The 23,356-nt window shown below is 31.4% G+C and carries 23 protein-coding genes; all 23 read right to left on the bottom strand.

The features are described 5' to 3' along the window. Positions 1-176 precede the first annotated feature (176 nt). A complete protein-coding gene (locus ACEN2N_RS10230) occupies positions 177-1,478 on the bottom strand; it encodes an O-antigen ligase family protein (RefSeq protein ID WP_441824228.1) in 1,302 nt (433 codons plus the stop codon). Further along, the gene (locus ACEN2N_RS10235; protein ID WP_441824229.1) at positions 1,475-2,698 is read right to left on the bottom strand and encodes a hypothetical protein; all 1,224 of its coding nucleotides are present in this window, start codon (positions 2,696-2,698) and stop codon (positions 1,475-1,477) included. The genes ACEN2N_RS10230 and ACEN2N_RS10235 overlap by 4 nt, the downstream gene beginning before the upstream one ends. Next, on the bottom strand, positions 2,676-3,641 hold the full coding sequence (locus tag ACEN2N_RS10240) for a polysialyltransferase family glycosyltransferase (RefSeq protein ID WP_441824230.1): 966 nt from the start codon (positions 3,639-3,641) through the stop codon (positions 2,676-2,678). The genes ACEN2N_RS10235 and ACEN2N_RS10240 overlap by 23 nt, the downstream gene beginning before the upstream one ends. After that, a complete protein-coding gene (locus ACEN2N_RS10245) occupies positions 3,620-4,861 on the bottom strand; it encodes a hypothetical protein (protein WP_441824231.1) in 1,242 nt (413 codons plus the stop codon). The genes ACEN2N_RS10240 and ACEN2N_RS10245 overlap by 22 nt, the downstream gene beginning before the upstream one ends. Continuing rightward, positions 4,858-5,406: an acyltransferase gene (locus ACEN2N_RS10250; protein WP_441824232.1), complete on the bottom strand. Its 549-nt coding sequence runs from the start codon at positions 5,404-5,406 to the stop codon at positions 4,858-4,860. The genes ACEN2N_RS10245 and ACEN2N_RS10250 overlap by 4 nt, the downstream gene beginning before the upstream one ends. Before the next feature lie 9 nt (positions 5,407-5,415). After that, entirely contained in the window at positions 5,416-5,994 is a 579-nt protein-coding gene (locus ACEN2N_RS10255; RefSeq protein ID WP_441824233.1) for a hypothetical protein, read from the bottom strand. Between the two features lie 63 nt (positions 5,995-6,057). Further along, entirely contained in the window at positions 6,058-7,359 is a 1,302-nt protein-coding gene (locus ACEN2N_RS10260) for a fibronectin type III domain-containing protein (protein WP_441824234.1), read from the bottom strand. Positions 7,360-7,401: 42 nt separating this feature from the next. Next, positions 7,402-8,148 carry an SDR family oxidoreductase gene (locus ACEN2N_RS10265; protein ID WP_441824235.1) on the bottom strand — a complete coding sequence of 249 codons (747 nt, stop codon included), beginning with the start codon at positions 8,146-8,148 and terminating at the stop codon, positions 7,402-7,404. Continuing rightward, positions 8,130-9,041, bottom strand: coding sequence for a Gfo/Idh/MocA family protein (locus ACEN2N_RS10270; protein WP_441824236.1), 912 nt, complete (start codon positions 9,039-9,041; stop codon positions 8,130-8,132). The genes ACEN2N_RS10265 and ACEN2N_RS10270 overlap by 19 nt, the downstream gene beginning before the upstream one ends. Continuing rightward, positions 9,038-9,754, bottom strand: a complete 717-nt coding sequence (locus tag ACEN2N_RS10275) for an acylneuraminate cytidylyltransferase family protein (protein ID WP_441824237.1) — start codon at positions 9,752-9,754, stop codon at positions 9,038-9,040. The genes ACEN2N_RS10270 and ACEN2N_RS10275 overlap by 4 nt, the downstream gene beginning before the upstream one ends. Continuing rightward, positions 9,755-10,801 (bottom strand): nucleotidyltransferase family protein, encoded by a 1,047-nt coding sequence (locus ACEN2N_RS10280; RefSeq protein ID WP_441824238.1) that lies wholly within the window; start codon positions 10,799-10,801, stop codon positions 9,755-9,757. Continuing rightward, positions 10,788-11,963 (bottom strand): UDP-N-acetylglucosamine 2-epimerase, encoded by a 1,176-nt coding sequence (neuC, locus tag ACEN2N_RS10285; protein ID WP_441824239.1) that lies wholly within the window; start codon positions 11,961-11,963, stop codon positions 10,788-10,790. The genes ACEN2N_RS10280 and neuC overlap by 14 nt, the downstream gene beginning before the upstream one ends. Then, a complete protein-coding gene (gene neuB, locus ACEN2N_RS10290) occupies positions 11,960-12,967 on the bottom strand; it encodes an N-acetylneuraminate synthase (RefSeq protein ID WP_441824240.1) in 1,008 nt (335 codons plus the stop codon). The genes neuC and neuB overlap by 4 nt, the downstream gene beginning before the upstream one ends. Then, positions 12,964-13,596, bottom strand: coding sequence for an acetyltransferase (locus ACEN2N_RS10295; RefSeq protein WP_441824241.1), 633 nt, complete (start codon positions 13,594-13,596; stop codon positions 12,964-12,966). Before ACEN2N_RS10295 ends, neuB begins: the two co-directional genes overlap by 4 nt. After that, positions 13,583-14,722: a LegC family aminotransferase gene (locus ACEN2N_RS10300; protein ID WP_441824242.1), complete on the bottom strand. Its 1,140-nt coding sequence runs from the start codon at positions 14,720-14,722 to the stop codon at positions 13,583-13,585. The genes ACEN2N_RS10295 and ACEN2N_RS10300 overlap by 14 nt, the downstream gene beginning before the upstream one ends. Before the next feature lie 5 nt (positions 14,723-14,727). Then, positions 14,728-15,915 (bottom strand): UDP-N-acetylglucosamine 4,6-dehydratase, encoded by a 1,188-nt coding sequence (locus ACEN2N_RS10305; RefSeq protein WP_441824243.1) that lies wholly within the window; start codon positions 15,913-15,915, stop codon positions 14,728-14,730. A 19-nt stretch (positions 15,916-15,934) separates the two neighbouring features. Beyond that, the gene (gene rfbD, locus ACEN2N_RS10310) at positions 15,935-16,708 is read right to left on the bottom strand and encodes a dTDP-4-dehydrorhamnose reductase (protein ID WP_441824244.1); all 774 of its coding nucleotides are present in this window, start codon (positions 16,706-16,708) and stop codon (positions 15,935-15,937) included. Then, complete coding sequence (gene rfbC / locus ACEN2N_RS10315) at positions 16,705-17,250, bottom strand: dTDP-4-dehydrorhamnose 3,5-epimerase (RefSeq protein ID WP_441824245.1); 546 nt, start codon at positions 17,248-17,250, stop codon at positions 16,705-16,707. The genes rfbD and rfbC overlap by 4 nt, the downstream gene beginning before the upstream one ends. Then, positions 17,247-18,107 (bottom strand): glucose-1-phosphate thymidylyltransferase RfbA, encoded by an 861-nt coding sequence (gene rfbA / locus ACEN2N_RS10320; RefSeq protein ID WP_441824246.1) that lies wholly within the window; start codon positions 18,105-18,107, stop codon positions 17,247-17,249. Before rfbA ends, rfbC begins: the two co-directional genes overlap by 4 nt. Before the next feature lie 4 nt (positions 18,108-18,111). After that, entirely contained in the window at positions 18,112-19,116 is a 1,005-nt protein-coding gene (rfbB, locus tag ACEN2N_RS10325; RefSeq protein ID WP_441824247.1) for a dTDP-glucose 4,6-dehydratase, read from the bottom strand. A gap of 3 nt (positions 19,117-19,119) precedes the next feature. Next, positions 19,120-20,115 carry a hypothetical protein gene (locus ACEN2N_RS10330; protein WP_441824248.1) on the bottom strand — a complete coding sequence of 332 codons (996 nt, stop codon included), beginning with the start codon at positions 20,113-20,115 and terminating at the stop codon, positions 19,120-19,122. Beyond that, the gene (locus ACEN2N_RS10335) at positions 20,115-21,797 is read right to left on the bottom strand and encodes a DUF6909 family protein (RefSeq protein ID WP_441824377.1); all 1,683 of its coding nucleotides are present in this window, start codon (positions 21,795-21,797) and stop codon (positions 20,115-20,117) included. The genes ACEN2N_RS10330 and ACEN2N_RS10335 overlap by 1 nt, the downstream gene beginning before the upstream one ends. A gap of 56 nt (positions 21,798-21,853) precedes the next feature. Continuing rightward, positions 21,854-23,350 (bottom strand): GH3 family domain-containing protein, encoded by a 1,497-nt coding sequence (locus ACEN2N_RS10340; protein ID WP_441824249.1) that lies wholly within the window; start codon positions 23,348-23,350, stop codon positions 21,854-21,856. Positions 23,351-23,356 lie beyond the last annotated feature (6 nt).

Consider the following 23,356-nt stretch of genomic DNA (forward strand, 5'->3'; position numbering starts at 1 on the left):
AAAATACATAAGCTACAACCAAAAATTTAGAGAAATTATAGTTTTTTTTTAGAAAGCCAATAAATTCTTTTAACATTTCTAAATAAACTCCTAATTCAAAGAAACATATCTACAAGTAATTAGTTAAACTATAGTATTGGTACTTCCATTTACAAAACACTATCCAAGCGAAAGTATCAATCTATTTTAAACCCCAACTCTTCATTGCGAACAATATTGTCTGTAATAATTTGAAGATTACTTACAACTAAAAAAACAGGATAAAATATAGAGAAAACCATAACCCCCTTTAAACGGTATAGTGGGGCCTCAGTAATTAAAGCTAAACAAAGAAGGAGAATCATTGCAATTATCTGGAAATACATTGGTTGAATCAATGACCCTTTTAAAATAGTTATTGGAAAAAATATAAAGTATAATAAAGCAAAAAAACCTAAGGCTCCCATATCTAAAAAATGCCTTAAATACTGATTGTGTAAATCAAAGGAAGTATAGTTTTTACGAACATCACCATTTTCAATAATGAACTCTTTAAGCATTACATTTCCCATACCTAACCCTTCACCTAATACATAATAATTTTGTTTGATTTGTTCAATTGCAATTGGCCATAAATAGAATCTATCATCATTAAGAGTGTCTGCCGTTTTAACCATTAGAAGATTTATTCTAGGAATTATGAAAACCAAAATAATTAAAGAGCATATAAAAGTTAAAAGAATTTTTTTCTTGGAGATATTTTTTTTCTTATTCTTAAATAATAAAAAAGAAGCATATATAAAAACTAAGATATTTATAATTATAGGTGTTCTTGATGCTAATAATAAGATTGTTACATTAAAAATCAATAACATAATAAATCCAGTATACTTTTTGTCGTAAAAACTAAAAAACCAATTTCCCAATGTAATAATACTACCAAAAATTAATAGATAGCTCCAATAGGTTGGATGAGTATCTACCAAATGAGGGTACTTGAACAGCAGATAAGTATTGTTTTTCTGCACTTGATTCATTGTATTGATCCAATCTAAATTATTGATATAGAACCAAAAAAGTATGATAAATGAGACCAAACAAAAAAATGATAAGCCAAAAGTAAAAACTTTAAAAAACACTACAAGTCTTTGTCGGTTCCAATTAGATGTGCAAATAATAAATGGTATTAGGATAAACGAAATTTGTCTTTCTAAAACTTTTAAAGATAGCAGAATATCACTTGAAACTATTGTGTATATCAAAAAAACACTGATCATTACAATGAACGGTAATAAAAAAAGCTTATTCTGGGTATATCTTTTTTTTTTGTCATTTTCAAAAAAATAAACAATCAAAAGTGATAATATATAGAGCGGTACAAATTTTTCGTCAAAAACTATAGATAGAATGGGCATTATCCCCAAAATAAATGGTAAAATATTACCCTTAAGATTTTTAGTACAATCTGGACTATCAATATGTTTTCCTATAAATTTCATACTACTGAACTTTCCAAAGTTTTGTTATTTTTCCCCTTTAGCTTAACCAAAAATCCAGCTACAAAAAAGGAATATATCCAACCCATTTGAACTGCAAATAAATATGGATTTACCAAAAGCTCAAAATGTAAAAAAATAAATATTCCAAAAAGAGCTAAATTCTCCTTACTTCTAAATTGAATAAACTTATATAATAGATAAAGGAAAAAAAACATATATAACAAAAGAAACAATACACCATTTCGATAGGCAAAATCCATAAAAATATTATGTGAAGATTCATAAAGAGCACCATTTACAGTGAATTCAATACTACCCATTCCATGTCCAAATAAAAATTCAAAAACGCTAGAATTAATAAAATGATTGTTATAAATATCAGAAAGAATTATCCCTCTACCAGATGAAAATTGCTTTACACTTGCCTTTCCACTAAATACACCTAAGAAACGTTCTTGAACAGTTGTCACTACTAAGTCTATTTTATCAAAATAGAACAATCCAATTATTGCTATAAAAGTTATTGCAGCACTGATTCTTAATAAATTTTTTAATGTTTTAGAGTCGGTATCATATAAAGCAACAATAAAGAAAGTTATAATTGTACCTAATAATGCTCCTCTAGACATTGTAAGGATTAGGACAAATAATGAAGAAATCGAAAAAAGCACTTTAAGCGTTTTATTTTTAATATAAAAAAAACTTATAATAACACACAACCCAATTAACAAGGCAAAATTATTAACAGCACCAGCAAAATTAGCCTCTATTCTTTGCCCCCTGACAACGCTAAATCCAAAAATATTTTGAGGTTCCTCCATTGCCATTCTAATAAATAACAACAATCCAACAATTAAATAAAGCTTAAACACATAATCCAATTTCACCTTGTCTAAGGCGTAATAAGAGATTATGAAAACCAGAAAACTTTGAAAATATATTACGGCAAAAATCAATTGCATTTTAAGTCCCTGCCCAACATCAAATACAACATTTACAATAGTGAATAACAAGAGTGTTGTAAAAACTAAAATACTTAGAATAATATCTCTCTTAGAAAATATTCTGTTAAATAGAACACCAATAAGCAAAAGGAATAAACTGAAAATTGTTAATGTTGATGAATAAACATTTCCTAGACCACTAAAAGCAATAAAATTAAAAGGAAGTGAAAGTAAAAGTAAACCAACACATAATTTAGGAAGCGATATCTTTTTCAAAATCAATGTTTAAATCAAAATTATCATATATTTCTTTGCCTACTTTAATATTCTTAGAACTAATTCCTACAGTCTTTAAATTAAAAACTTTAGCGTCGATTAATGCTGTAGAAAAAAAACTATAAGCGTCATCTGCTTTTGAAAACGACTCAAATAAATTTGACTCTTCACTGACATTTTCTGGAAGATTAATCTTCTTTAATCTTCCTTCACAAGCTGGATGTTCTTTTATTAAAACTCTATTATACTTTTTTGACAAATAATTAATTGTTTCCTCTATTAACTTCAACTCATAGTCTTCAGAACAAAGACCAGCTACGAATAAACCTTGTAATAAAAATACAGCTGTTAGAGTCTCTTCGTTTTTATTCTTTTTAAGAAAAACAAATTGTTGATATACCTCTGGTTTTATAAATTTAATATCTACCGTAATAGCATCAGGACTCCAACCTCTTTTGGAAACCAGAAATTGTTTCTCTCGTTCTGAATACACATAGTATCTATCTAAGGTTATACCTCCAAAACCTGAACCCAATGGAAATATACCAGTAAATTTATGAACTATTGAATTAATTAAATTTCTTGATATCTCTTTATAAACAGAATATTTCAGTGGAAAAAGACCATGTTGGAATGCAATCACTTTTGCACTAAGAATCTCTTTTCGTATTACCGGAATAAAATTTTTGCTAATGTAACCTTCTGCATTAGAAAGATATATGTTTTTAAAATCATTATTCTTTAAAAACTGAATCAATAAAACTCTTTTTTGATTCAGAAGTTCTTTTGAATTTATGCGAATCTTTAAGTTGTCTTTGAAACTATTCTTCCAATCATTGGTTAGTCCAACAGTATACAAAGTAAAACCATGTATTTCTGCCATTTGAGCGTACCTCTTCTCCATAGAGGTTTCAAAAACTATTAAACAACTACTTTTTTCCATTTCATTATTGCTCTTATAGATTTGAACACTAAAACAACTATATAAGTAATTACAAAACTATACCCCGCACCCATTATTCCAAATTCAGGAATCATAAATAAATTTAATACAAGGTTAACGATAAAAGCACAACCCATAATTAAACTTATTTTTCTTTCATCATGACAAACGTACAAAAATACGTGAGGAATGAGTGAAGTATTATGCAAAACAAACCCGATTAAAAGCAAGTATAAAACATCTATATGCTTTAACATAATTTCTTTGTCTATTATTTCAAACACATACGGGCTGATAAATACAATAACTATAGCTATTACTATACTGGTAGTTACAGTGAGCATAGAAAATTTAAAAAAAACTTTTTTAAATTCTTTTTTATCTCTTTTAAAATTATCTATTAGTTGTGGTAGATAAATAATATAAAAACCACTTATTACAAACACTCCTAAAACTGAAGCCATAGAAAATAAGAAAGAATAAATACCTGTCTCTTCTAGACCAACTTGTTTTCCAATTAAAAACTTATCAAAGAACTCAATTCCTTTTAGAAAAAAAATAAGCAAAAGAAATGGGGTTAATTCGGTCAAAATTTTCTTTAATTCACTAAACTTAAGATATTTGAAATTTTTAAGCGTAAACTGAAAAAGATGCTTGGAAAACACTTTATATACCACCAAAAACAATATGATATATGATAATAATAGTATTTGTAACAGTACCTTAAAATCGATATCTAAAAAGAAAAACTCATACAAAAGAATAAGAATGATAAAAAATCCACTTTTATAAATTAGTTGAACATTGCCCTTTCTATATAATTTATTAATCATGAAATACCGATAAGCCTCTTGTGAAAAATAATCTAATATTCCAATAATTAAAATGAGAAAAATATTACTCAAAGTAATAAGTTCACTAGGGAAAAGAGCTAAAAAAACTAAAATTTGTAAAATAAATATCAGCGGAGAAAGGGTATAAAAGAACCGCAAATGACCTATATAAATTTCATCCTTAGTATCGGCCTTTACAATATTTCTATTACTAATATTATAATATTCTAAGCCAAAAATAGAGGTAGAAATCATAATAAAATAGCTAATAAGTTGAAAGCTCCCATAATCCTCTAACGAAAGTATTTTCGCTAAATACCCTAAAAGTAGAAATTTAGATAGAATAGATATACCTCTAGTTAAAACACTTTCTATACTATTCCTCAAGACAAGGTCTTTAAAATTCTAGCTGGGTTACCTGCTACTACTGTATTATCAGGCACGTCTTTGGTAACAATACTACCTGCCCCTACAATACTATTCTTACCCACAGTAACGCCTGGCAATAAAATACTATTTGCACCAATCCACGCCCCTGTTTTAATTATTGTATCAAAAGCATCAAAGTGTCCTTGATCGATTATTGGAGTATTAAATTTTCCAAACCTATGGTTAGAAACATAGATATGCACTCCTGATCCCACTAAAGCCATATCTTCAATAATAATTCTACCTTTATTGGGGTTTCTAATATCTGCAAACAACATGCTACCGGGTCTAATAACTACTTTTTCACCAATACTTATTTTTGAACAATTTATAGCATATGCATAAGGTCTAAACTCTGCACCTTTTCCAAAATATTCAAATTTTTTGTTGCATGTTGCTTGCATTGATTTCTTGAAAAACAATTTCCAATGTGAGAAAGGACAATCTGGACCTAGACGGTCTGCTTTATTATCAAATTTTATTTTCTTTATTAAACCGGTCATATTAATCTATCAAAATGATTTATCTATGTCTTTAAAATTTTCAATGCTTTCTTTATTCTCTTTTAAAATAATAGCCACTTTTCTGCCATCAATTAATTGAGATATTTTATAATTGACATTATTATTACCCTTATAACCATATTGACCCAAGTTAAGTTTTTCTATTTCGTAATCAGGTAATATTGTGTGTGCAACATTATATAAATGGTCATTTATAACGAAGGAAGAAAAATTACTGTTAAAATCGATTGCATTATGATTAGCGCTACTTTCTATATTTTTGATGTCTTTAGGGTATAGATGCACAAAGAATTTACTTTTGCGCTGCATATTATTCAACGAATCTCGTTTAAGAATTACTAATTCTTTATTTGTATTTATAAGAGCTACATAGACGCTATAGGTACTATCTCTATAAATACTACGCTGATTTAATAGTTTAGCATAGGGACTACTAGAATTTTGAATTTCCTGTTGTAGATTATTACGTTCCTTTATTTGCTTGTTTCTTTTTTTAATCTGAAAAACGAAAAGCAACACCAAAATGATCGAAAGTATAATTCTGATTAACTGTTTTTTAGACGTCACCAAGTATAAAAATTATTCAATGTTTCTGTAAAAATACTGAAACAAAAACTATCTTATTCACTTTTAGAGTGGTGTAAAAACAAATCGCCCGGTATTAGATTGATTACAGGCTCCACTATTTTGAGAATTCCATCCACTTTTACTATTACCATTGACAACTGAACGAATGGAGAACTCATAAGTACTGCCCGATTCTAAAACATTTAAGGGTAAGTTATAAGAAAAACTTCCTGCGGTAGACACAGCTTCTGTTTCAATCAAAACTCCTTCGCCTTCTATAAAACCCTTTAGACCGAATTCAATTTCATAAACTACTTGATCGTAAGATTGACAATATTCATAATTGAAACCATAACGAAAATCGTACCAGCTTAATTGTAGTTGATCATCCATAATTGTGCCTTCAGCAATGAATACAACATTGGCAAATGGAGAAATATAAGTTAAAACCTTTGAATATTCTGAATAAGAAGAACCGCATTCTACACGAACAAAAACATCATAATTAGTATCTGCTTTTATATAATCTGAGTATTCGTTATGAAAAGTTTGTTTATTAATGTTAAAAGAAGAATTCTTTTCTTTTTCAAAATTCTCTTCTACAATCTCAACACTATAATAAGTCTGATTATCTACATAAAAAGTAATATCATAACCATCATTATTTACGAGTGTTGTATTGACAACGCAAGGTGATGTTAGATTCTCATCGCCAGTATTTATATTTTTTGTAACCCAATCACCATAAGTATTATTACATTTTCCCCTTACAAAAAAAGTATATTCAACAAATGGTTCAATCTCTGGAAAATTAAAACGATTAACATTATTCTCTAACGTATAAATCTGCTCTTCAGTGGGATTACTATTGCCATTGACTAAAAAGGCAACTTGCCATTCATCTGCAGTTCTCTTCGGTAACCAAAAAGCATTAAAATCACCATTTTCTACATAACCTATAAATCCTAAATTATCAGAATTTAGCTCATAACAAGTTAACGTGGTAAATGTGTACGGATTGGAGGTGAACTCTCCTGTAATCTCAGCGCTACAAATAGATTGCAGGTAAAAATCATATTCCGTATCTGGTTGTAAATCTTCTAGAGTAACATTCTCATCTGATGTATTTCCTTTAATACCTGTACCTAATATAAAGCCTTTCTCGCCATATTCAAAATTTGAAGCGAAGCCTTGGGTCTCTAACCATTTAATGGTAGCACCGTTAGCTGTTAAAGCCTCTAAACCTATTTCAACATTTCTTGGACACATTTCTTCCGAATCTTCCGCTTCTGTAACATCATCTGTTTTGCAGCTATATAGGAGTATAAAAAAGATGATTGAAAGTGAAAAAATGTTGGTTTTCATAGGTAAGACATATACTACTCAAACGAACTTAAATCTTAGATATTATATAGCAGTCCAACCACCATCTACCATTAAGTTGTGCCCAGTAATAAATGATGCTTCTTCTGACAATAAAAATGTAATTGCAGGTGCTATTTCTTCTGGACGGCCTAATCTTTTTAATGGTGATTTATCTTCATATCGTTCTATAAATGAAGGGTGTTGTGCATCTTTAATACCCCCAGGCGAAACACAGTTAATACGTACGTTATACTTACCGTAGTAAGAAGCTAGGTATCTAGTGAAATTGATGAGTCCACCTTTTATAGCAGAATATGCTGCTGGAGACGTACCTCCATAACCTTCATAAACAGTAAAATCATTACCAACAACACCATAAATTGAGGCAATGTTCACTATTGATCCAGAACCTTGTTCTTTCATTATTTTTAAAACCTGCTGACACATAAAAAATACACTATTCATTTGCATGTCTACATTTTTTCGCCAAGACTCTAAAGGTACATCTTCAAACTTGCTTCCCCAGTCATTAGTTCTAGGGTAGGCATTATTTACAAGACCATCTATTCTACCATGCTTTTTGTATACCTCTTCAATTAATTCTAATATAGATTGTTCTGAAGTTACATCACATTTATAATTTCCTCCATCAATATTTGTGTCAGCATTGATATCAGCATTAATAACAATGGCTTGATTATTCTTTAGGTGCTCTAAAATTGGCTGACCTATTAACCCGCTACCACCTGTTACTATAATTACCTTATTTTTTAGTCGTTCTGTAAACATATTTTCAATATTTCGTAAGCTTCTTTTGCAGTATTGAACTTAGTGGAATTTTCTAATACTTCATTTATAAAAAATCGTAATTGACCTTCATAAGTATTAAGGATTGTATGAGTAGAGCTATAAATCTCTTCTTGATTTTTAAGCACTTTATTTTTTAATATATCAATCGTCAATGTTTCGTTTTCACAAACAATTTCTAATGTTCGTTTAGGGTCTCTACGAAAATAATTAAGTACAATACTTACATTACAATTAGTATACTCTAAAACATAATTGGCATAATCAAAAGAATTAATATCTAATGAAGACTTACTTGAAAAAACCTTATTTATCTTTTCTGGCTTTCCAAATAACCAATAAGCATAATCAATTTCATGTATTAAATCGATATGTACGCCACCACCCAATTCTTTGTTAGCACTATATGTTGTTCTGTAATCTACAGCTGGTCTCCAGTCTGGTAAATATGACCCGCAATACATATTTACTTCATTGATTCTCTTATCTTTTATAAAGTCTTTTACAAACTGTAAACAACCCAAAAATCTTAAGTTACAAGCAACATATGTTGTAATATTCTTATCTTCTATTTCTTTAAGCACTTTATCATTACCCAATTCAGAAAATAATGGTTTCTCAATAAATAGTGGAATGTTCTTCGGTATTAGGCTCTCGATACTATTTTTATGTTCAGATGTAGGGTTAGAGATAATTGCAAAATCAAATACAATATTTTCTAATTCGTTTAAAGAAAAAACATTTATGATTCCTTCTACTGTTTTAACATTGGTAGAAGAGCGAAATGCATAAAACTTAGTACTAGGTTCAATTATTTTTAAGGCTGCAATATGTTTTGTAGCAATAGAACCAAGACCTATGATTAATACCCTCATAAAGTCATTCCTAATTTATCATTAGCCAAAAGATATTCCATCATATCAAAATCTAATGGCTCGTCTAAGTCAAAACAAATATGATTCATTACATAGTATAAACTTCTTTCTGTAATCGCTGATTTACAACCGTTTTCAAAAAAGGTTCTACGATAAAAATAAAAAGAAGCATTCATGTCAAACACTTGTGGGGCTGTTTGTCTTGATCTTGTATCACTTGGGCATACCAGTTTACAATAGCCATTATCAGAATCTTCTACTACGTTAAAATAAGGGTTTTTGTGCGGTTTAGAAACTGAAAACAGGTTAATGGCCCTATCATCAGCCAAAAGTTTATTAAGACCTTCATTTAAATCATTCTGAGTTCTTAATGGAGAAGTAATATCAAGGTCAAGAAGAATATCGTATTCTTTTTGATTCTTGTTTTCTTGAAATTTTATTGCATCTTTTAAAACATCAATTTTACCAATGGTATCGTTGGCCAAATAGTTTGGCCTAACATATTCTGTTTCTAAACCAAATGAAGAGGCAACTTCTTTAATAGCCTTATCGTCGGTAGAAAGTAAAATATCTACATTACCGTGGGCTTTTGCGAATTCTTTAGCATGCTTAATTGAATACGCTAATAAAGGCGTTCCGTTTAGCTCTTTGATATTTTTACCGGGTATACCCTTAGAGCCTCCTCTTCCACACAATGTAATTAATATATTCATTTAAAATTTTATTTGTTGAAGGTCTCTTTGCGCTTTTTCGAAATCTTCATGTTTCCCTATATCCAACCAATAACCAGATAAAGGATAGGACATTACTTTTTTACCTTCGGCTATTAATTTCTCCATCAGGTCAGTTGCGTTGAAAAAATCTTCTTTTGGCAAGTAATTAAGTGCTGTTTTTTTAATTAAATAAATACCCCCGTTTGAATAGTATGTATAAGTTGGTTTTTCTTTAAAATTTACTACATGGCCATTACTAGTTTCTAAAACCGCATATGGTATATTAACCTGATAAGGTATAGTAACTACAGCTAAGTCTGCATCTGTCTTTTTAAAATTTAGAAAGAAATGTTCATAATCTAAATTAGTTAAAAGGTCTGAGTTGGTTAATAATACATAATCATGTGAAAAATCATTGATTTTTGACACTGCACCAATTGTACCTAACGGTTTATCTTCCCAAACATATCTTAGATTAATACTTTTATTACTACCATCTCCAAAATAATCTTCTATCTGTTCTCCTAAATATTTTACAGATACCCAAAAATCATCAATTCCATAAAGCGCAAGTCTATCTAGATTATGCTCCATAATTGGTTTATCACCAACTTTTAATAACGGTTTTGGTGTATTCTCGGTTAGTGGTCGTAATCTTGTTCCTTTACCACCGGCCATAATAACAGCATCTACAGGTAAATAAGAGCGAATTATTCTGAAATTAATAACGTTTACTACTAAATCATTATTATCTAAAACTGGTAAAATTCTATAATTGCCTTCTCTATATTCAATAATTTTTTCAAGATTTTTCTCTCCCTTTCTTATAAACTTAGGATTCGGTTGAATAATTTTATTCACTATACCAGATACTTCAACGCCATTTATTAAACCCCTTCTAATATCACCATCGGTAAGTGACCCCAAAAGTTTATCGTCTTTGTCAACAACAAATAAAATGGCATCCTTAGCCAAATCTTGTAATTTAATAAGCGCTTCTCTAATAGTGCTTTGTGTAGGTAGTAAATGTTCTCTAAAGTTTCTCAAAACAGGTTGGTTTTAAATCGTAAAATGACTTTTTAAGATTTTGATTATCGAATGTAATAAGTTGGTTTAATATTTTATTTGTAGCATCGCCATTACCAAATAATAGTTCTTGATTTCGAATGTCATCTAAAAATTTCTTATTTGTACTTTTTGAAATGGCTAATAAAATTTCATGTGCGGTTGGCTCACAATGTATGACACTCATCGGCGCTACTCTTCCTTTCTGCCTATCTCCAATATTAATAGTAGGAATATGAAAATAAGGAACTTCAAGTATTCCACTAGAAGAATTTCCGATTACAAAGTTTACATGTTTTAAAGCAGAAAGATATCTAAGTTGCCCTAATGATGTAAAACTTATTGCTTTTTCAGCGTTATTTTCTACATATGAGTCTATCATTTCTATAATAGTCTTACCGCCCTTATCTGAATTTGGTTTAGTAAATATTAAAGTTGTCTCTTTCAAATCATCTAAAGCCATCAATAACTCGTTGAATTGTACCTGGGCCGTAGAATTCTCCATAGTAACCGGATGAAAGGTAATTAAAACTGCCTTTTTATCAAGTGTTTTAAAAATAGATTCTTCAAATGAGAGTTTATCCATCAATTGAAGATTTCTAATACTATCAATACCAATGGCTCCAACATTAAAAACAGTATGAGGTTGCTCACCTAGCTGTATAATTCTTTTTCTATACACCTCACAACTTGCAAAATGCAAATGACTCATTTTAGTTATTGCGTGCCTTATAAACTCATCATAAGCCCCTTCTGTTGTTTCGCCACCATGAATATGAGCTACCGGAATATTACTGATTACTGCGGCAGTTACACCTGCCAATATTTCGCTACGATCACCCAAAACTACAATTAACTCAGGTTTTAATTCACTAAACGTTTTTGCAAAACCAATTGTAGCTTGGCCTACGGCCTTAGATATATCTAAGGCACTATCGCCTTTTAAGCCATCTTCTATTTTAGCATCAATAGTAAAACCATCTTTAACTATTTGAAGATATGTATTACCGAATTCAGGCATTAAGTGCATACCCGTTACAAGAAGTTGAAGCTGTAAATTTTCAGCACTATCAATTGCTTTAATTAACGGCTTTAACAGACCATATTCAGCCCTAGTACCTGTAATAACCGCGATTTTTCTCATATTAACTCGTCAGCTTTATAATTTTTGGTTGCAGGTTTACCAATAATTTCATCCCATTTCATAGGGGAAATTCCTGTACCTGGCCGCTTTACGGTTATGTTATTTTCATTGAAAATTTCCCCTTTAGAAATATCCTTGTTTGCTACAATACTCTTACGCGCAATAGGTTTATTTTTTGATTCGCTTGGGCTTGGTGTCTTTACTCCATTACCCATGGCTTGTTCTATATTTCTAATGGCATGTACCATAGCTTTTAATTCAGAAGGTTCTAAGGATGCTTTATGATCAGGACCTTCCATCGTTTTATCCAAAGTAAAGTGCTTTTCTATTACTTTAGCACCTAGAGCTACTGCTGCAATAGGAATTTCAATACCAAGTGTATGATCAGAATATCCTACAGGCACGTTGAATACATCTTTTATTGTATTCATTGCAGTTAGGTTTACATCATGCATTGGTGTTGGATATTCTGTATTACAATGCAAAACTGTAATATTATCACTATCGGTACCAGCCGAAATAATTACCTTAATTGCGTCATCGATTTCTTGCATCTCAGCCATACCAGTTGAAATAATAACTGGCTTTCCTAAACTTCCTAGCTTTCTTAGATAAGGTAGGTTAGTTATTTCACCAGATGGGACTTTCCATAGATCAATATTCAATTGATGAAGAAAATCAATACTGTCCAAATCAAACGCAGTAGATAAAAATCGAATATTTTTAGTTTTACAATACTCTATCAGTACCAAATGATTTTCTTTACTTAATTCTAACCTTTGCAACATTTTTAACTGAGATTCTATTGCGTCATTAGTATTCTCTTTTTGATAATCAGCTTTTTGAGCAGACTTACTAACCAGTTTTTTAGAGTTAAAGGTTTGAAACTTAACATAATCAACACCCGCATCTGCTGCTGCATCAATTAGTTTTTTGGCTAATTCTATATCACCATTATGATTAACACCAGCTTCAGCTATTATTAATACCCTTTCTGTATTCATTTTAAAAGTAATTTTGCTGGGTTACCCACCCATGTTCCTTCTTCCCTTATATTTTTTAACACAACAGAGCCTGCGCCAATAATTACATTATCAGTAATTTTCACACCCTGTTTAATTACTGCGTTGGCCCCTACAAAGCAATTTTTCCCTACTTGAACATTACCGGCCAATACAGCTCCTGGTGCAATATGTGAATAATCATCTATTATGCACTCATGTTCTATTATACTTCCTGTATTTAAAATGCAGGCTTTTCCAATTTTTGCTAAAGCATTGACAACTGTATTCGGATTTATTAAGGTAGATAGTCCTATAATTGCAGATTCAGAAACAAATGCTGTTGGGTGTACTAAAACTGTTTGTTCAATATTTAAATATTCAAGTAAGGAATGTAATTTTTTTCTAATAGCATTGGACCCCATAGCAGGAAACACATAAGCTTCTTTTACTAAGTCTTTTAAGTCTAGTTCTTCTTCATTTCCTAAATATTCAATTTTGTAAGGGTCATGTTTATTTTCTTGCTTATCAAAATAACCCATGACAGAAAAACTACCAGCCTTCGCGACATCAATAGCTACATAAGCATGACCTGAATAACCTAGAAAATATATATTCTTATCTTTTGACACTACTTGGTATATTAATTACTCGTTCTTCAAGCCAAATCGAATTTTCAAGATTTCCTTTTTGAGCTTTTTGAAACATCGGTAGTCCGCTCATTAGTTTCCAAATTGGTCTTGTCATTACTCCAGCATTATTAGTGACCGTTAAAAACTCATCTCTTTCTGAGGCATTATCTAAAACTATGGCATTCAACCAATAATTAGCTGTAGTATTTTCAGGTTCGGTAACAAAACGAGCTGGCTTATCATTAAAAAAATCATTATACTTGAGAGCTAGATTTCGCTTATTTTTTAATATTTCTGGCAGATTCTCAAGTTGTGCACAGCCTAGAGCCGCATTTATATTTGGCATTCTATAATTATAACCTACTTGGTCATGATTAAAATCCCACCTGTGAGGTATTTTAGCTGTTGTAGTTATATGCTTTGCTTTTTTAGCTAATGTTTCATCATTAGTTATAATCATACCTCCACCGCCAGTTGTAATCGTTTTATTGCCATTAAAACTTAATGTACCCAGTAATCCCTTGGTGCCTGTATGTTTATTGTTTTGGTAACTTCCTAAAGACTCTGCAGCATCTTCTACAATCTTAATATTATAAGAATCACAAACGGTTTTTAAATCATCTAGATTTATTGGCATACCAAAGGTGTGCATAGGCACAACAGCCTTTATAATTCTTTTGGTGCTTTTATTTACACATTGACCATTAATCATGACAGTTTCATTGGTCAAAAAATGTTTTAGCTTTTCTGGTGACAAACCCATTGTTGATAGATCTACATCTACAAAAATTGGGTGCGCGCCAATATAGCTAATAGCATTACAGGTGGCAATAAAAGTTAAAGATTGAGTGATTACCTCATCTTCTTGTAAAACCCCTGCCAATTGTAAGGCGATATGTAAAGCTGCCGTACCGTTTACTGTTGCTATTGCATAATTGGCACCGGTAAACCTAGCAATATCTTCTTCGAACTTATCTACAAATTTACCTACACTTGAAACAAAAGTAGTATCAATACATTCATTTAAATAGTCTTTTTCTTTTCCAGCAAAATAGGGCTCGTGAAGAGGAATAAATTTCTCAGATTCATAATGTGCCCTTACAAAATCAATTGTTTCTTTAACCATTAAAATTACATTTTACTATCTAAATACTTACCAGTTTCTTTATGACCAAAAGTAGGAATCATTTTAAAAAATAAATCGACAATAGGTTCTTTAGACCACGTTTTTTGTTGTTTTATATCTGAAATAGTCTTCTCAAAATATTCTAACTTCTCAAAATCGACATTTAACTCGTTCTTTATAATACCCAACTTTTTAAATCGCTTCATATCTAAAGTTTCATTTTCTGTGAAAAACTCTTCAAAGTCTTTTTCGCCAGTAGTATCACTACCAGAAAACAAACAAGGCCATTTCCCATCGCCTGGAAGGGTTTTTACCAAATCTCGAGCTTGCTGTTCATTCTCACAAAGAAATGGTTCATACCCAAGGCTTCTTAAATATTTCACTGCAATGTCAGCAAATGAAATTAAATGCAAGCCCTCCTCCAGTTTAGGAAAGAATATATCTCTATTCTCACCAAAAATACAAGACATAAGACACAATTCTCCACTTTCTTTTGGAACAACGAAATATCGTTTTATATCATTCGGTGCCACAATTGGCTGACCTTTCTTTATACGTTGATCAAAACCATGTAATAACGAACCATCTGAAAATGCCACATTAGCAAAGCGAGCTGTAGATATAGGAATATTAACACTATTACGCATTAAAAACATTTCCATAATTCGTTTTGAAGCGCCCATCATATTTACTGGATTGGCAGCTTTATCAGTAGAAACACAAAAATATTTCTTAGTCCCTTTGACTATTGCCTGTTTTATAGTTTTATCTGTATTGAAAATATTTACTTCAATCATTCTCATTAACGTAAAAGGGTCTTTCTCGCTACGTACATGTTTTAATGCCGAAAGATTAAGAACATAATCATAATGACCATCTGCTTCAATAAACGCATCATATTCTATCGAACCTATATCTAATGCAAATGTTTGAAAATCTCCATCGATATACCCAAAAGAACTACGTATGTCGCGAACTAATTCAACCATGTTATTCTCACTTATATCAACAACATGTAGTTTTAAAGGTTTTCTTTTGAATATCTCTTTTGTTACCGCCTGGCCTATAGATCCAGCGCCCCCAATAACTAGGAATGACGAGGTACTTACTTTTTCAAATAATTCCTTTTCATGTGCTGTTACATCATTTTCAAATAATTCTTTGTCTCTACCTATAAGGCTAAGTATTTCCATAAACTAGGTGGTTTTTATGCTATTTAAGCACACTATTTTTAGGTCTTCTTACAAAAGTACGATAATTCTTATCTCTAACTAATTGAACTTTATTTTGCATATTGTGATCTGCTAAAATGGACTGCGCAAATCCATACCAAGTAGTTGCTATACCATCTGTAAAGTGCTTGACTCTATTTTTAACATTATTCGTCAACATATTTTCAAGAATATAATTTGCCAAATTATTCGCATTTGTAGGACAGCCGATTTGTTCGTCAGTAACAGAAAGATTCTCCCCTGCCTTAGCTTTCTTCATGATAGAAGTATAAAAATTGTTTCCAAATTCAGAATACAACCATGAAGTTCTTATGATAATATAGTCAACCATTACCTCTTGGATATATGTCTCACCCATTAATTTAGATTTTCCGTATTCGTTTATGGGGTTCGGTATATCATTGATGGTATATGGCTCATTCTTTTCGCCATCAAAAACATAATCCGTAGAAATATGAATTAAACCAACTTTACTTTTTTTACAAGCAAAAGCAAGATTTTTGACACCTTCTGCATTAACCTTAAATGCTAAATCTGGTGTTTTTTCGGCTTGTTCTACATTGGTATATGCTGCGCAATTAATACAATAATCAAAATCAACCAGGTCAAATGTTTTTTTAATTGATAAAACATCTGTAATGTCTAAATCTTTAGAATTTTTAAAAGTGAATTGCAAGTTTTTATACAACGGAGCAATTTTCTGTAAACATTGCCCTAACTGCCCATTTGCCCCCGTAACTAAAACCTTCTTCATTGCATCAATTCTTTGAAAGTTGGCAAGATCAGATCTTTTTCTGAAACTATTAATTCTGATAATGAAAAACCCCAATCTATGGCTAAGTCAGCATCGTTATATAATATCCCAGACTCCATTTTAGGATTATAATAGTTATCACAGAGATACGTAAATACTACATCATTAGTAAGGGTTAAAAACCCGTGTGCCATACCTTTTGGTATAAAAATACTTTTATTATTTACATCTGATAAATGCACTTTAATATGTTCGCCAAAAGTTACACTATCAGGTCTAATATCAACGATTACATCGACTACGCTACCATTTTGAACTGAAACTAACTTGGCTTGTGCGCTTTCTCCTTTTTGAAAATGCAGTCCTCTTAAAACACCTTTTTTAGAAAGAGATTTATTTTCCTGTACAAAATCAACTTCATACCCTAAAAAATCACTCAGTTCTTTTTTTTTAAAGACTTCAAAAAAGACACCTCTATTGTCTTCAAAAATTTGAGGCTCTAGAATTAAGCAACCTTTTAGTTTTGTTTCGGTTATTTTCATTTAATCAAATTCATTAAATATTCTCCATAACCACTCTTTAGCAAAGGTTCAGCAAGTTCTTTAAGTTGTTTTGCATCAATAAAACCTTGGGTAAAAGCCACTTCCTCTATACAACCAATTTTTAATCCTTGTCGCTCTTCTATAACCTGAACAAATTGAGAGGCTTGCATTAAAGAACTGAATGTACCTGTGTCTAGCCATGCAATACCTTTATCAAGAACACTTACTTGCAACCTTTCCTTTTTTAAATAAGCAATATTAACATCTGTAATTTCTAATTCTCCTCTGCTACTTGGCTCTGTGTTTTCAGCAATTTCAATCACTTCATTATCATAAAAATAGATACCTGGTATAGCATAATTAGATTTAGGCGTTTCTGGTTTTTCAACAATCGAGATAGCCTTTCCGTTATTATCAAATTCGACTACACCATATCTCTTTGGGTTATTTACATGGTACCCATAAATAATACCGCCATCTGGATCACCATTTTCCTTTAACAATTTCTCAAGACCATTACCGTAAAAAATATTATCTCCTAAAATTAAGGCAACCTTACTGGATCCAATAAATTTTTTGCCAATAATGAAAGCTTCCGCTAATCCTTTAGGTTCTTTTTGCACGGCATATTCAAATCTACAACCTAACTGACTTCCGTCAGAAAGAAGCTTTTTAAATAAAGGCAAATCATCAGTAGTTGTGATAATTAATATTTCACGAATTCCAGCCATCATCAACGTGGATAATGGGTAGTATATCATAGGCTTATCATAAATAGGCATTAACTGTTTACTTAAAGCTTTAGTTAGTGGCCATAAACGTGATCCAGTACCCCCTGCGAGTATGATTCCTTTCATAAATTTAAAGTTGATATTTGTTTAAATACCAGTCAACAGTTTTCTCTAGACCTGAGTCAAATTTTTCTAACGCTTTCCAATTTAACTCTTTAGTGATTTTTGAAGCATCTATTGCATACCTAAAATCGTGTCCTAGGCGATCTTCCACAAATTGAATCTGATCACTAAAACTGCTATTTTTGTTTAGCATTTTATGATCTAAAATATCACAAATCTTCATAGCTATCGTCAAATTATCATATTCATTATTCCCCCCTAACAAATATGTTTCTCCCGCTTTACCTTTATGATAAATAGAGTCTATACCAACACAATGATCATTTACAAATAACCAGTCTCTAATATTTTTCCCATTCCCGTAAATAGGAATCTTTACACCGTTAATTGCTGACCTAATTATTGTAGGAATCAATTTTTCATCGTGCTGTTTAGGACCATAATTATTAGAACAATTACTGGTCACCACGTTCATACCATAGGTATGATAATAACTTCTAACCAAAAAATCTGAAGAAGCCTTAGATGCGCTGTATGGGCTATTAGGCTTGTAACTCGATTCCTCTGTGAAAAATCCATTCTCTCCTAAAGAACCATATACTTCATCAGTTGATATGTGATGGAACCTATTATTTTTACCTTTCCAAAAAATTCTAGCATTTTCTAAAAGATTAAAAGTCCCTTCAATATTCGTTTTTATGAATTGCCTGGGAGAATCTATTGAATTATCAACATGAGATTCTGCCGCAAAATTTATTACTCCAGTTATATTATACTTTTCAAATAAATTTTTAACCAGCAAATCGTCACATATATCTCCTTTTATAAACGTATAATTTGGATGTTTTTCAACTTCTTCAAGGTTTTTTAAACTGCCTGCATAAGTTAACAAATCTAGGTTAACAACTTTAATATCAGGATGCTTATCTAAAAAGTAAGGGATAAAATTACTCCCTATAAAACCAGCACCACCAGTAATTAGTATTGTATTATTAGAATGGTGCTCAACCATAAATTACAGTATAGATGTTGCTTTCTTATTTAAGTAAACTAGTGCTGATAATATGAAAAAAACAGAAATAAAAATAATAGGTATCAAAACAATGCTCTTACCGAAAAAAGACTTGTGTTCTACTTGAGGCTGACCCAAATTAATTACACTAACCGGTACTTTACGTTCTTCAAGTTCTAATTTCTTGGTTTCAATGTCTCTAATTAGTCCTGTTTTATATTCAAAAATATCGGCTATGTTAACCTGCTCTTGATTGTCTAAAACTATTCTTTCATTTGAAGATGTATTTCCTTTACTTGCAAGACCGGTAGTATAATTAGTAATAATTTCATCTACTTGAACCAATAGTTTTTCATCTTCAACAATACGTGCTTTTGCATTACTCTTATGCACTTCCAATAAACCATTAAAATAAGTATTGGTATTAATATAATTTAATGCTTTTTGAGCAAATTCTCTTCCAAAATCAGCATTTTTATAGTAGAATGTAATTCTATGGTTAAATGAGCTTTTGTTCTGAAGCTCCGCCCTTACAATATCCGCAATTGCATCAGTATTCTCAAAACTTTGAAGTAGCTCTAAATATTTAATATCACTTTCTGAGCCTCCTACTTCAGCAACTCTAGAAATTTCAATATATAAACCATTGAAATCAATATTCTCAACACCAATCGATTCAAAAAACAAAGTGTCCTTTGATTTTATATTTGATTGAATCTCAGCTACAACATCATACAAGTAATTTTTACTTTCAATTTGAGGCTTAACAATTACCTCAGTTTTAAATTTCTTAGATATTATTTTATTTAAACCATAACCAATTGCTAATCCAACTACTACAAGACCAATTAGTAAAAGCATGTTCTTTTTAAGATAAAGAAATACTCTTAAAAACCATCGAAATATGGCATTGAAACCCCTTCCTATTAACTGAAATAATTGCCCTAAGTCAATTTCATCTGAATTGCTTTGAGTAGACGGTGATTGATTACTTGCCATTATGTATTAAATATTTGCTTTAAAATTTTATCTGTAATAAGATATGTTGGTTTTACTCCTGTTGTACCCAATCCGCCAGACGCTAAAGTACTTCCAGTTTCTAAAGGGTTATCTGATGCATAATATGCATAACGTACTTTTACATCTTCACCGATACTCTTTCTAATTTTAGAGGCCGACTGTATTGCTTTCTGATAATGCACACCTTCCATTTCTAAACCAATTACATTCCAAGTTGATTTATGAAAGAACTTCAAGATATCCTTATTCTGAAGTGATGTCCCTAAAACTGTCACCATAGTACCTTCAAAAACTTCCAAACCATATCCTTCAAAATCTTTGGCACACAATTCATTTTTAAATGGATAATTATCTGCTGTTCCTTCAAAAATATGTGCAGAAGGTATCATTAAGTCTCCTTTTCCACCTTCAAGAATGCCTGCTTTTCCCATTATCGAAACGGAATCCACATTTATTAAAGACACATTATTCTTTTTGGTATTGTACGGTTTCAATAACTCATCAATTGTCTCATATGCCTGCTCGCCAAATGCGTAATCCATTACAAATATAACAGGTTTTTTATCAAACTCTTTCTCAGAAAATTCATACGAACAATTATTAACCTTAATTTTTGCGGTATCAAAAATCTGTACATCTATATTGGTTCCTGAGGTATCATCCATAATGATCATACCATTCTTCTCTGCCAAGTCCGTGACTTTCTTTCTTAGCGCTGCATTGCCAGAACTACTAAGTGCTTCAAAAATTTCTAATGAATCTGTATTCGGAAATTCAGTTTTCAAAGCTGCTTTCGCAAATAATGAATTCATTACACTATGCATATTTGCAGAAATAATATGAATTGGCCTATGCATAAGTTTGTTTTTGATTAAAACCTCCTTTATGTTATTTGCCCATCTTTCTCCATGAATGTGATGCCCTAATCGTTCTCTTAGCAGAGCACTAAATGTTACTGCTCTCTTTTCGCCTGAGATTTCTTCATCTAAGGCAAGCTTACCCAACCAATAAATGACATTCAAAAATCTATCTGGATTGCTTTTGGTGCTGAACTTTTTATAGACTTCTAAAATTTCTTCAAAAGACCTACCTAATATGTTGGCAGTATGTATAAGTGCAATTTCTCGCTCAGCTTGGGTCAACTCTTCTTTTTGAACCGCAGCTTCAAGTTTAGCCCAATCTCTTATAGTTCTTTCAGTATCCGTGATTAATACACGCTTACATATTTTTTCAGATTCAATAAATAAGAAAGTAAGGTGTGTAAGAATATCATAGATATCTGAACGACCTCTGGTGATTTCAATATTCATCTGCTCTTCGTCTATACGGTAGCAGTTTCTTCTTCTTTTAGGCGGAATTATCGGATTGATATGAGAAATACCATACCCTTCATCTGAAGTTAGATTAATGAATGAACATTGTTCTATACCTTCTGGTAATCTTTCTAAAACGTATATGAGTCCGTTTAATTCCGCTTTTTCTTCTCCTACAGAACCATATATTTCAGGTCTTAACTGTAGTAAGGCATTTTTCAATGCTTCACCAGAAACTCCGTTTGGCTTATAAAAACCTCTATTAAAAAGATGGCGCATAGTAATATACATACGCTCTATTGCATTTGTAGACTCTTGCGCTCTTGTTGTTGTAATTGCTTTTCCCATTGATGATTTCAAACGAAATTACGATTTATAATTTGTTATTTAAAAAGCTCGTTGCGCTATGCCTTATATTTTGACAGGCTTTCAACCACTTTTCGGTCATTAGAAAGTCGCTGAACTTTATTTTGTCCGCCGAGCTTACCTATTGATTTCATATACTCTAAAAACCCTCCACTTTTAACGGGAGTAACTTTTAAAGTTTGCAGCACCTTACCTACAATAAGGTCATAATAATAACTATTTTGTTTTTGAAGTGCCGAATCTAATTCTTGTATAAAAAGGTCCATATTAGACGGTAGTTTTTCAAACTCTATAAACCACTCGTGATAAGGCAATTCATTTTCTTGAGGAGTAATTTGTGGAGCCACCGTAAATTCGCTTACACTGGCATCAGTTGCTTTTGTAGCTACCAACATAGCCTCTTCAACTTCTTTAGCAATAACGTGTTCCCCAAACGCAGAAATAAAATGTTTTATTCGCCCAGATACTACTATTTTAAAAGGATACGTTGAAATAAACCGAATGGTATCACCAAGGTTATATGCCCAAAGCCCAGCGTTAGTGGTGATAATCATAACATAATCAACTCCAATTTCCACATCTTTTAAAGTGATTCTTTTAGGGTGTTCATCAAAAAATTCATCAGATCGTACAAATTCATAAAATATGCCTGCATCTAACAGCAGTAACATACCCTTTTCTATTTGAGAATTTTGATACGCAAAGAAACCTTCACTTGCCGGAAACAATTCTATACTTGCTACTTTACGACCAATCAGTGATTCAAACTTCTTTCTATACGGTTCATAATTGACTCCACCATAAATGAATAGCTCAAAATTCTTGAACAGATCACCTACATACTCATTGGTATTTTCTTTTAATTTTTCAAAGTACATTTGAACCCATGACGGTATACCGGCTATGACCGTCATATCTTCGTTCTTGGTTTCTTCTACAATGGCATTTACCTTAGTTTCCCAATCTTCAATGCAATTGGTCTCCCAACTAGGCATTCTATTTTTCTGAAGATAATTAGGCACGTAATGCGCCGAAATTCCGGAAAGCCTACCCAATTTCACTCCGTTTTTCTCTGTTAAAACCGGACTACCCTGTAAAAAAATCATTTTACCAGTTACGAAGTCTGCCTTGCCGGTTTCATGAATGTAATTAAGAATAGCATTTCTAGATGCTTTTACCTGTTCTTTAATACTACCTTCAGTAATTGGTATATATTTTGCCCCAGAAGTAGTGCCAGATGTTTTTGCGAAATATAATGGTTTACCTGGCCAAAGAATATCTTCTTGCCCAGCAACGGCTAAATTCACATACTCTTTAAGTTCTTCGTAATCTCTAATAGGAACTTGAGCTATAAAATCGCTATGCGTTTTTATCGTTTTTAAGTTATGATCTTTACCAAATTTTGTCTCACTTCCTTTTACAACAAGATCATTAAAGACCCTCTCTTGTGTCTCAATAGGATTATTGACCCACCTATCTGTTCTTTTTGCGATACGGTGTGCAAATATTTTAGCAGCAATAGTCTTTAGTGACATTTGGTA

This window comes from Maribacter spongiicola (assembly GCF_052119685.1).
Lineage (GTDB): Bacteria > Bacteroidota > Bacteroidia > Flavobacteriales > Flavobacteriaceae > Maribacter > Maribacter spongiicola_A.

Bases quoted from the DNA above. Each gene is read 5' to 3' on its own strand.
- neuC (WP_441824239.1), bottom strand. From the start codon at position 11,963: ATGAGAAAAATCGCGGTTATTACAGGTACTAGGGCTGAATATGGTCTG.
- ACEN2N_RS10300 (WP_441824242.1), bottom strand. From the start codon at position 14,722: ATGGTTAAAGAAACAATTGATTTTGTAAGGGCACATTATGAATCTGAG.
- neuB (WP_441824240.1), bottom strand. From the start codon at position 12,967: ATGAATACAGAAAGGGTATTAATAATAGCTGAAGCTGGTGTTAATCAT.
- rfbA (WP_441824246.1), bottom strand. From the start codon at position 18,107: ATGAAAGGAATCATACTCGCAGGGGGTACTGGATCACGTTTATGGCCA.
- rfbD (WP_441824244.1), bottom strand. From the start codon at position 16,708: ATGAAGAAGGTTTTAGTTACGGGGGCAAATGGGCAGTTAGGGCAATGT.
- rfbC (WP_441824245.1), bottom strand. From the start codon at position 17,250: ATGAAAATAACCGAAACAAAACTAAAAGGTTGCTTAATTCTAGAGCCT.
- rfbB (WP_441824247.1), bottom strand. From the start codon at position 19,116: ATGGTTGAGCACCATTCTAATAATACAATACTAATTACTGGTGGTGCT.
- ACEN2N_RS10340 (WP_441824249.1), bottom strand. From the start codon at position 23,350: ATGTCACTAAAGACTATTGCTGCTAAAATATTTGCACACCGTATCGCA.
- ACEN2N_RS10335 (WP_441824377.1), bottom strand. From the start codon at position 21,797: ATGGGAAAAGCAATTACAACAACAAGAGCGCAAGAGTCTACAAATGCA.
- ACEN2N_RS10275 (WP_441824237.1), bottom strand. From the start codon at position 9,754: ATGAATATATTAATTACATTGTGTGGAAGAGGAGGCTCTAAGGGTATA.
- ACEN2N_RS10240 (WP_441824230.1), bottom strand. From the start codon at position 3,641: ATGGAAAAAAGTAGTTGTTTAATAGTTTTTGAAACCTCTATGGAGAAG.
- ACEN2N_RS10305 (WP_441824243.1), bottom strand. From the start codon at position 15,915: ATGGAAATACTTAGCCTTATAGGTAGAGACAAAGAATTATTTGAAAAT.
- ACEN2N_RS10260 (WP_441824234.1), bottom strand. From the start codon at position 7,359: ATGAAAACCAACATTTTTTCACTTTCAATCATCTTTTTTATACTCCTA.
- ACEN2N_RS10250 (WP_441824232.1), bottom strand. From the start codon at position 5,406: ATGACCGGTTTAATAAAGAAAATAAAATTTGATAATAAAGCAGACCGT.
- ACEN2N_RS10270 (WP_441824236.1), bottom strand. From the start codon at position 9,041: ATGAGGGTATTAATCATAGGTCTTGGTTCTATTGCTACAAAACATATT.
- ACEN2N_RS10230 (WP_441824228.1), bottom strand. From the start codon at position 1,478: ATGAAATTTATAGGAAAACATATTGATAGTCCAGATTGTACTAAAAAT.
- ACEN2N_RS10265 (WP_441824235.1), bottom strand. From the start codon at position 8,148: ATGTTTACAGAACGACTAAAAAATAAGGTAATTATAGTAACAGGTGGT.
- ACEN2N_RS10330 (WP_441824248.1), bottom strand. From the start codon at position 20,115: ATGGCAAGTAATCAATCACCGTCTACTCAAAGCAATTCAGATGAAATT.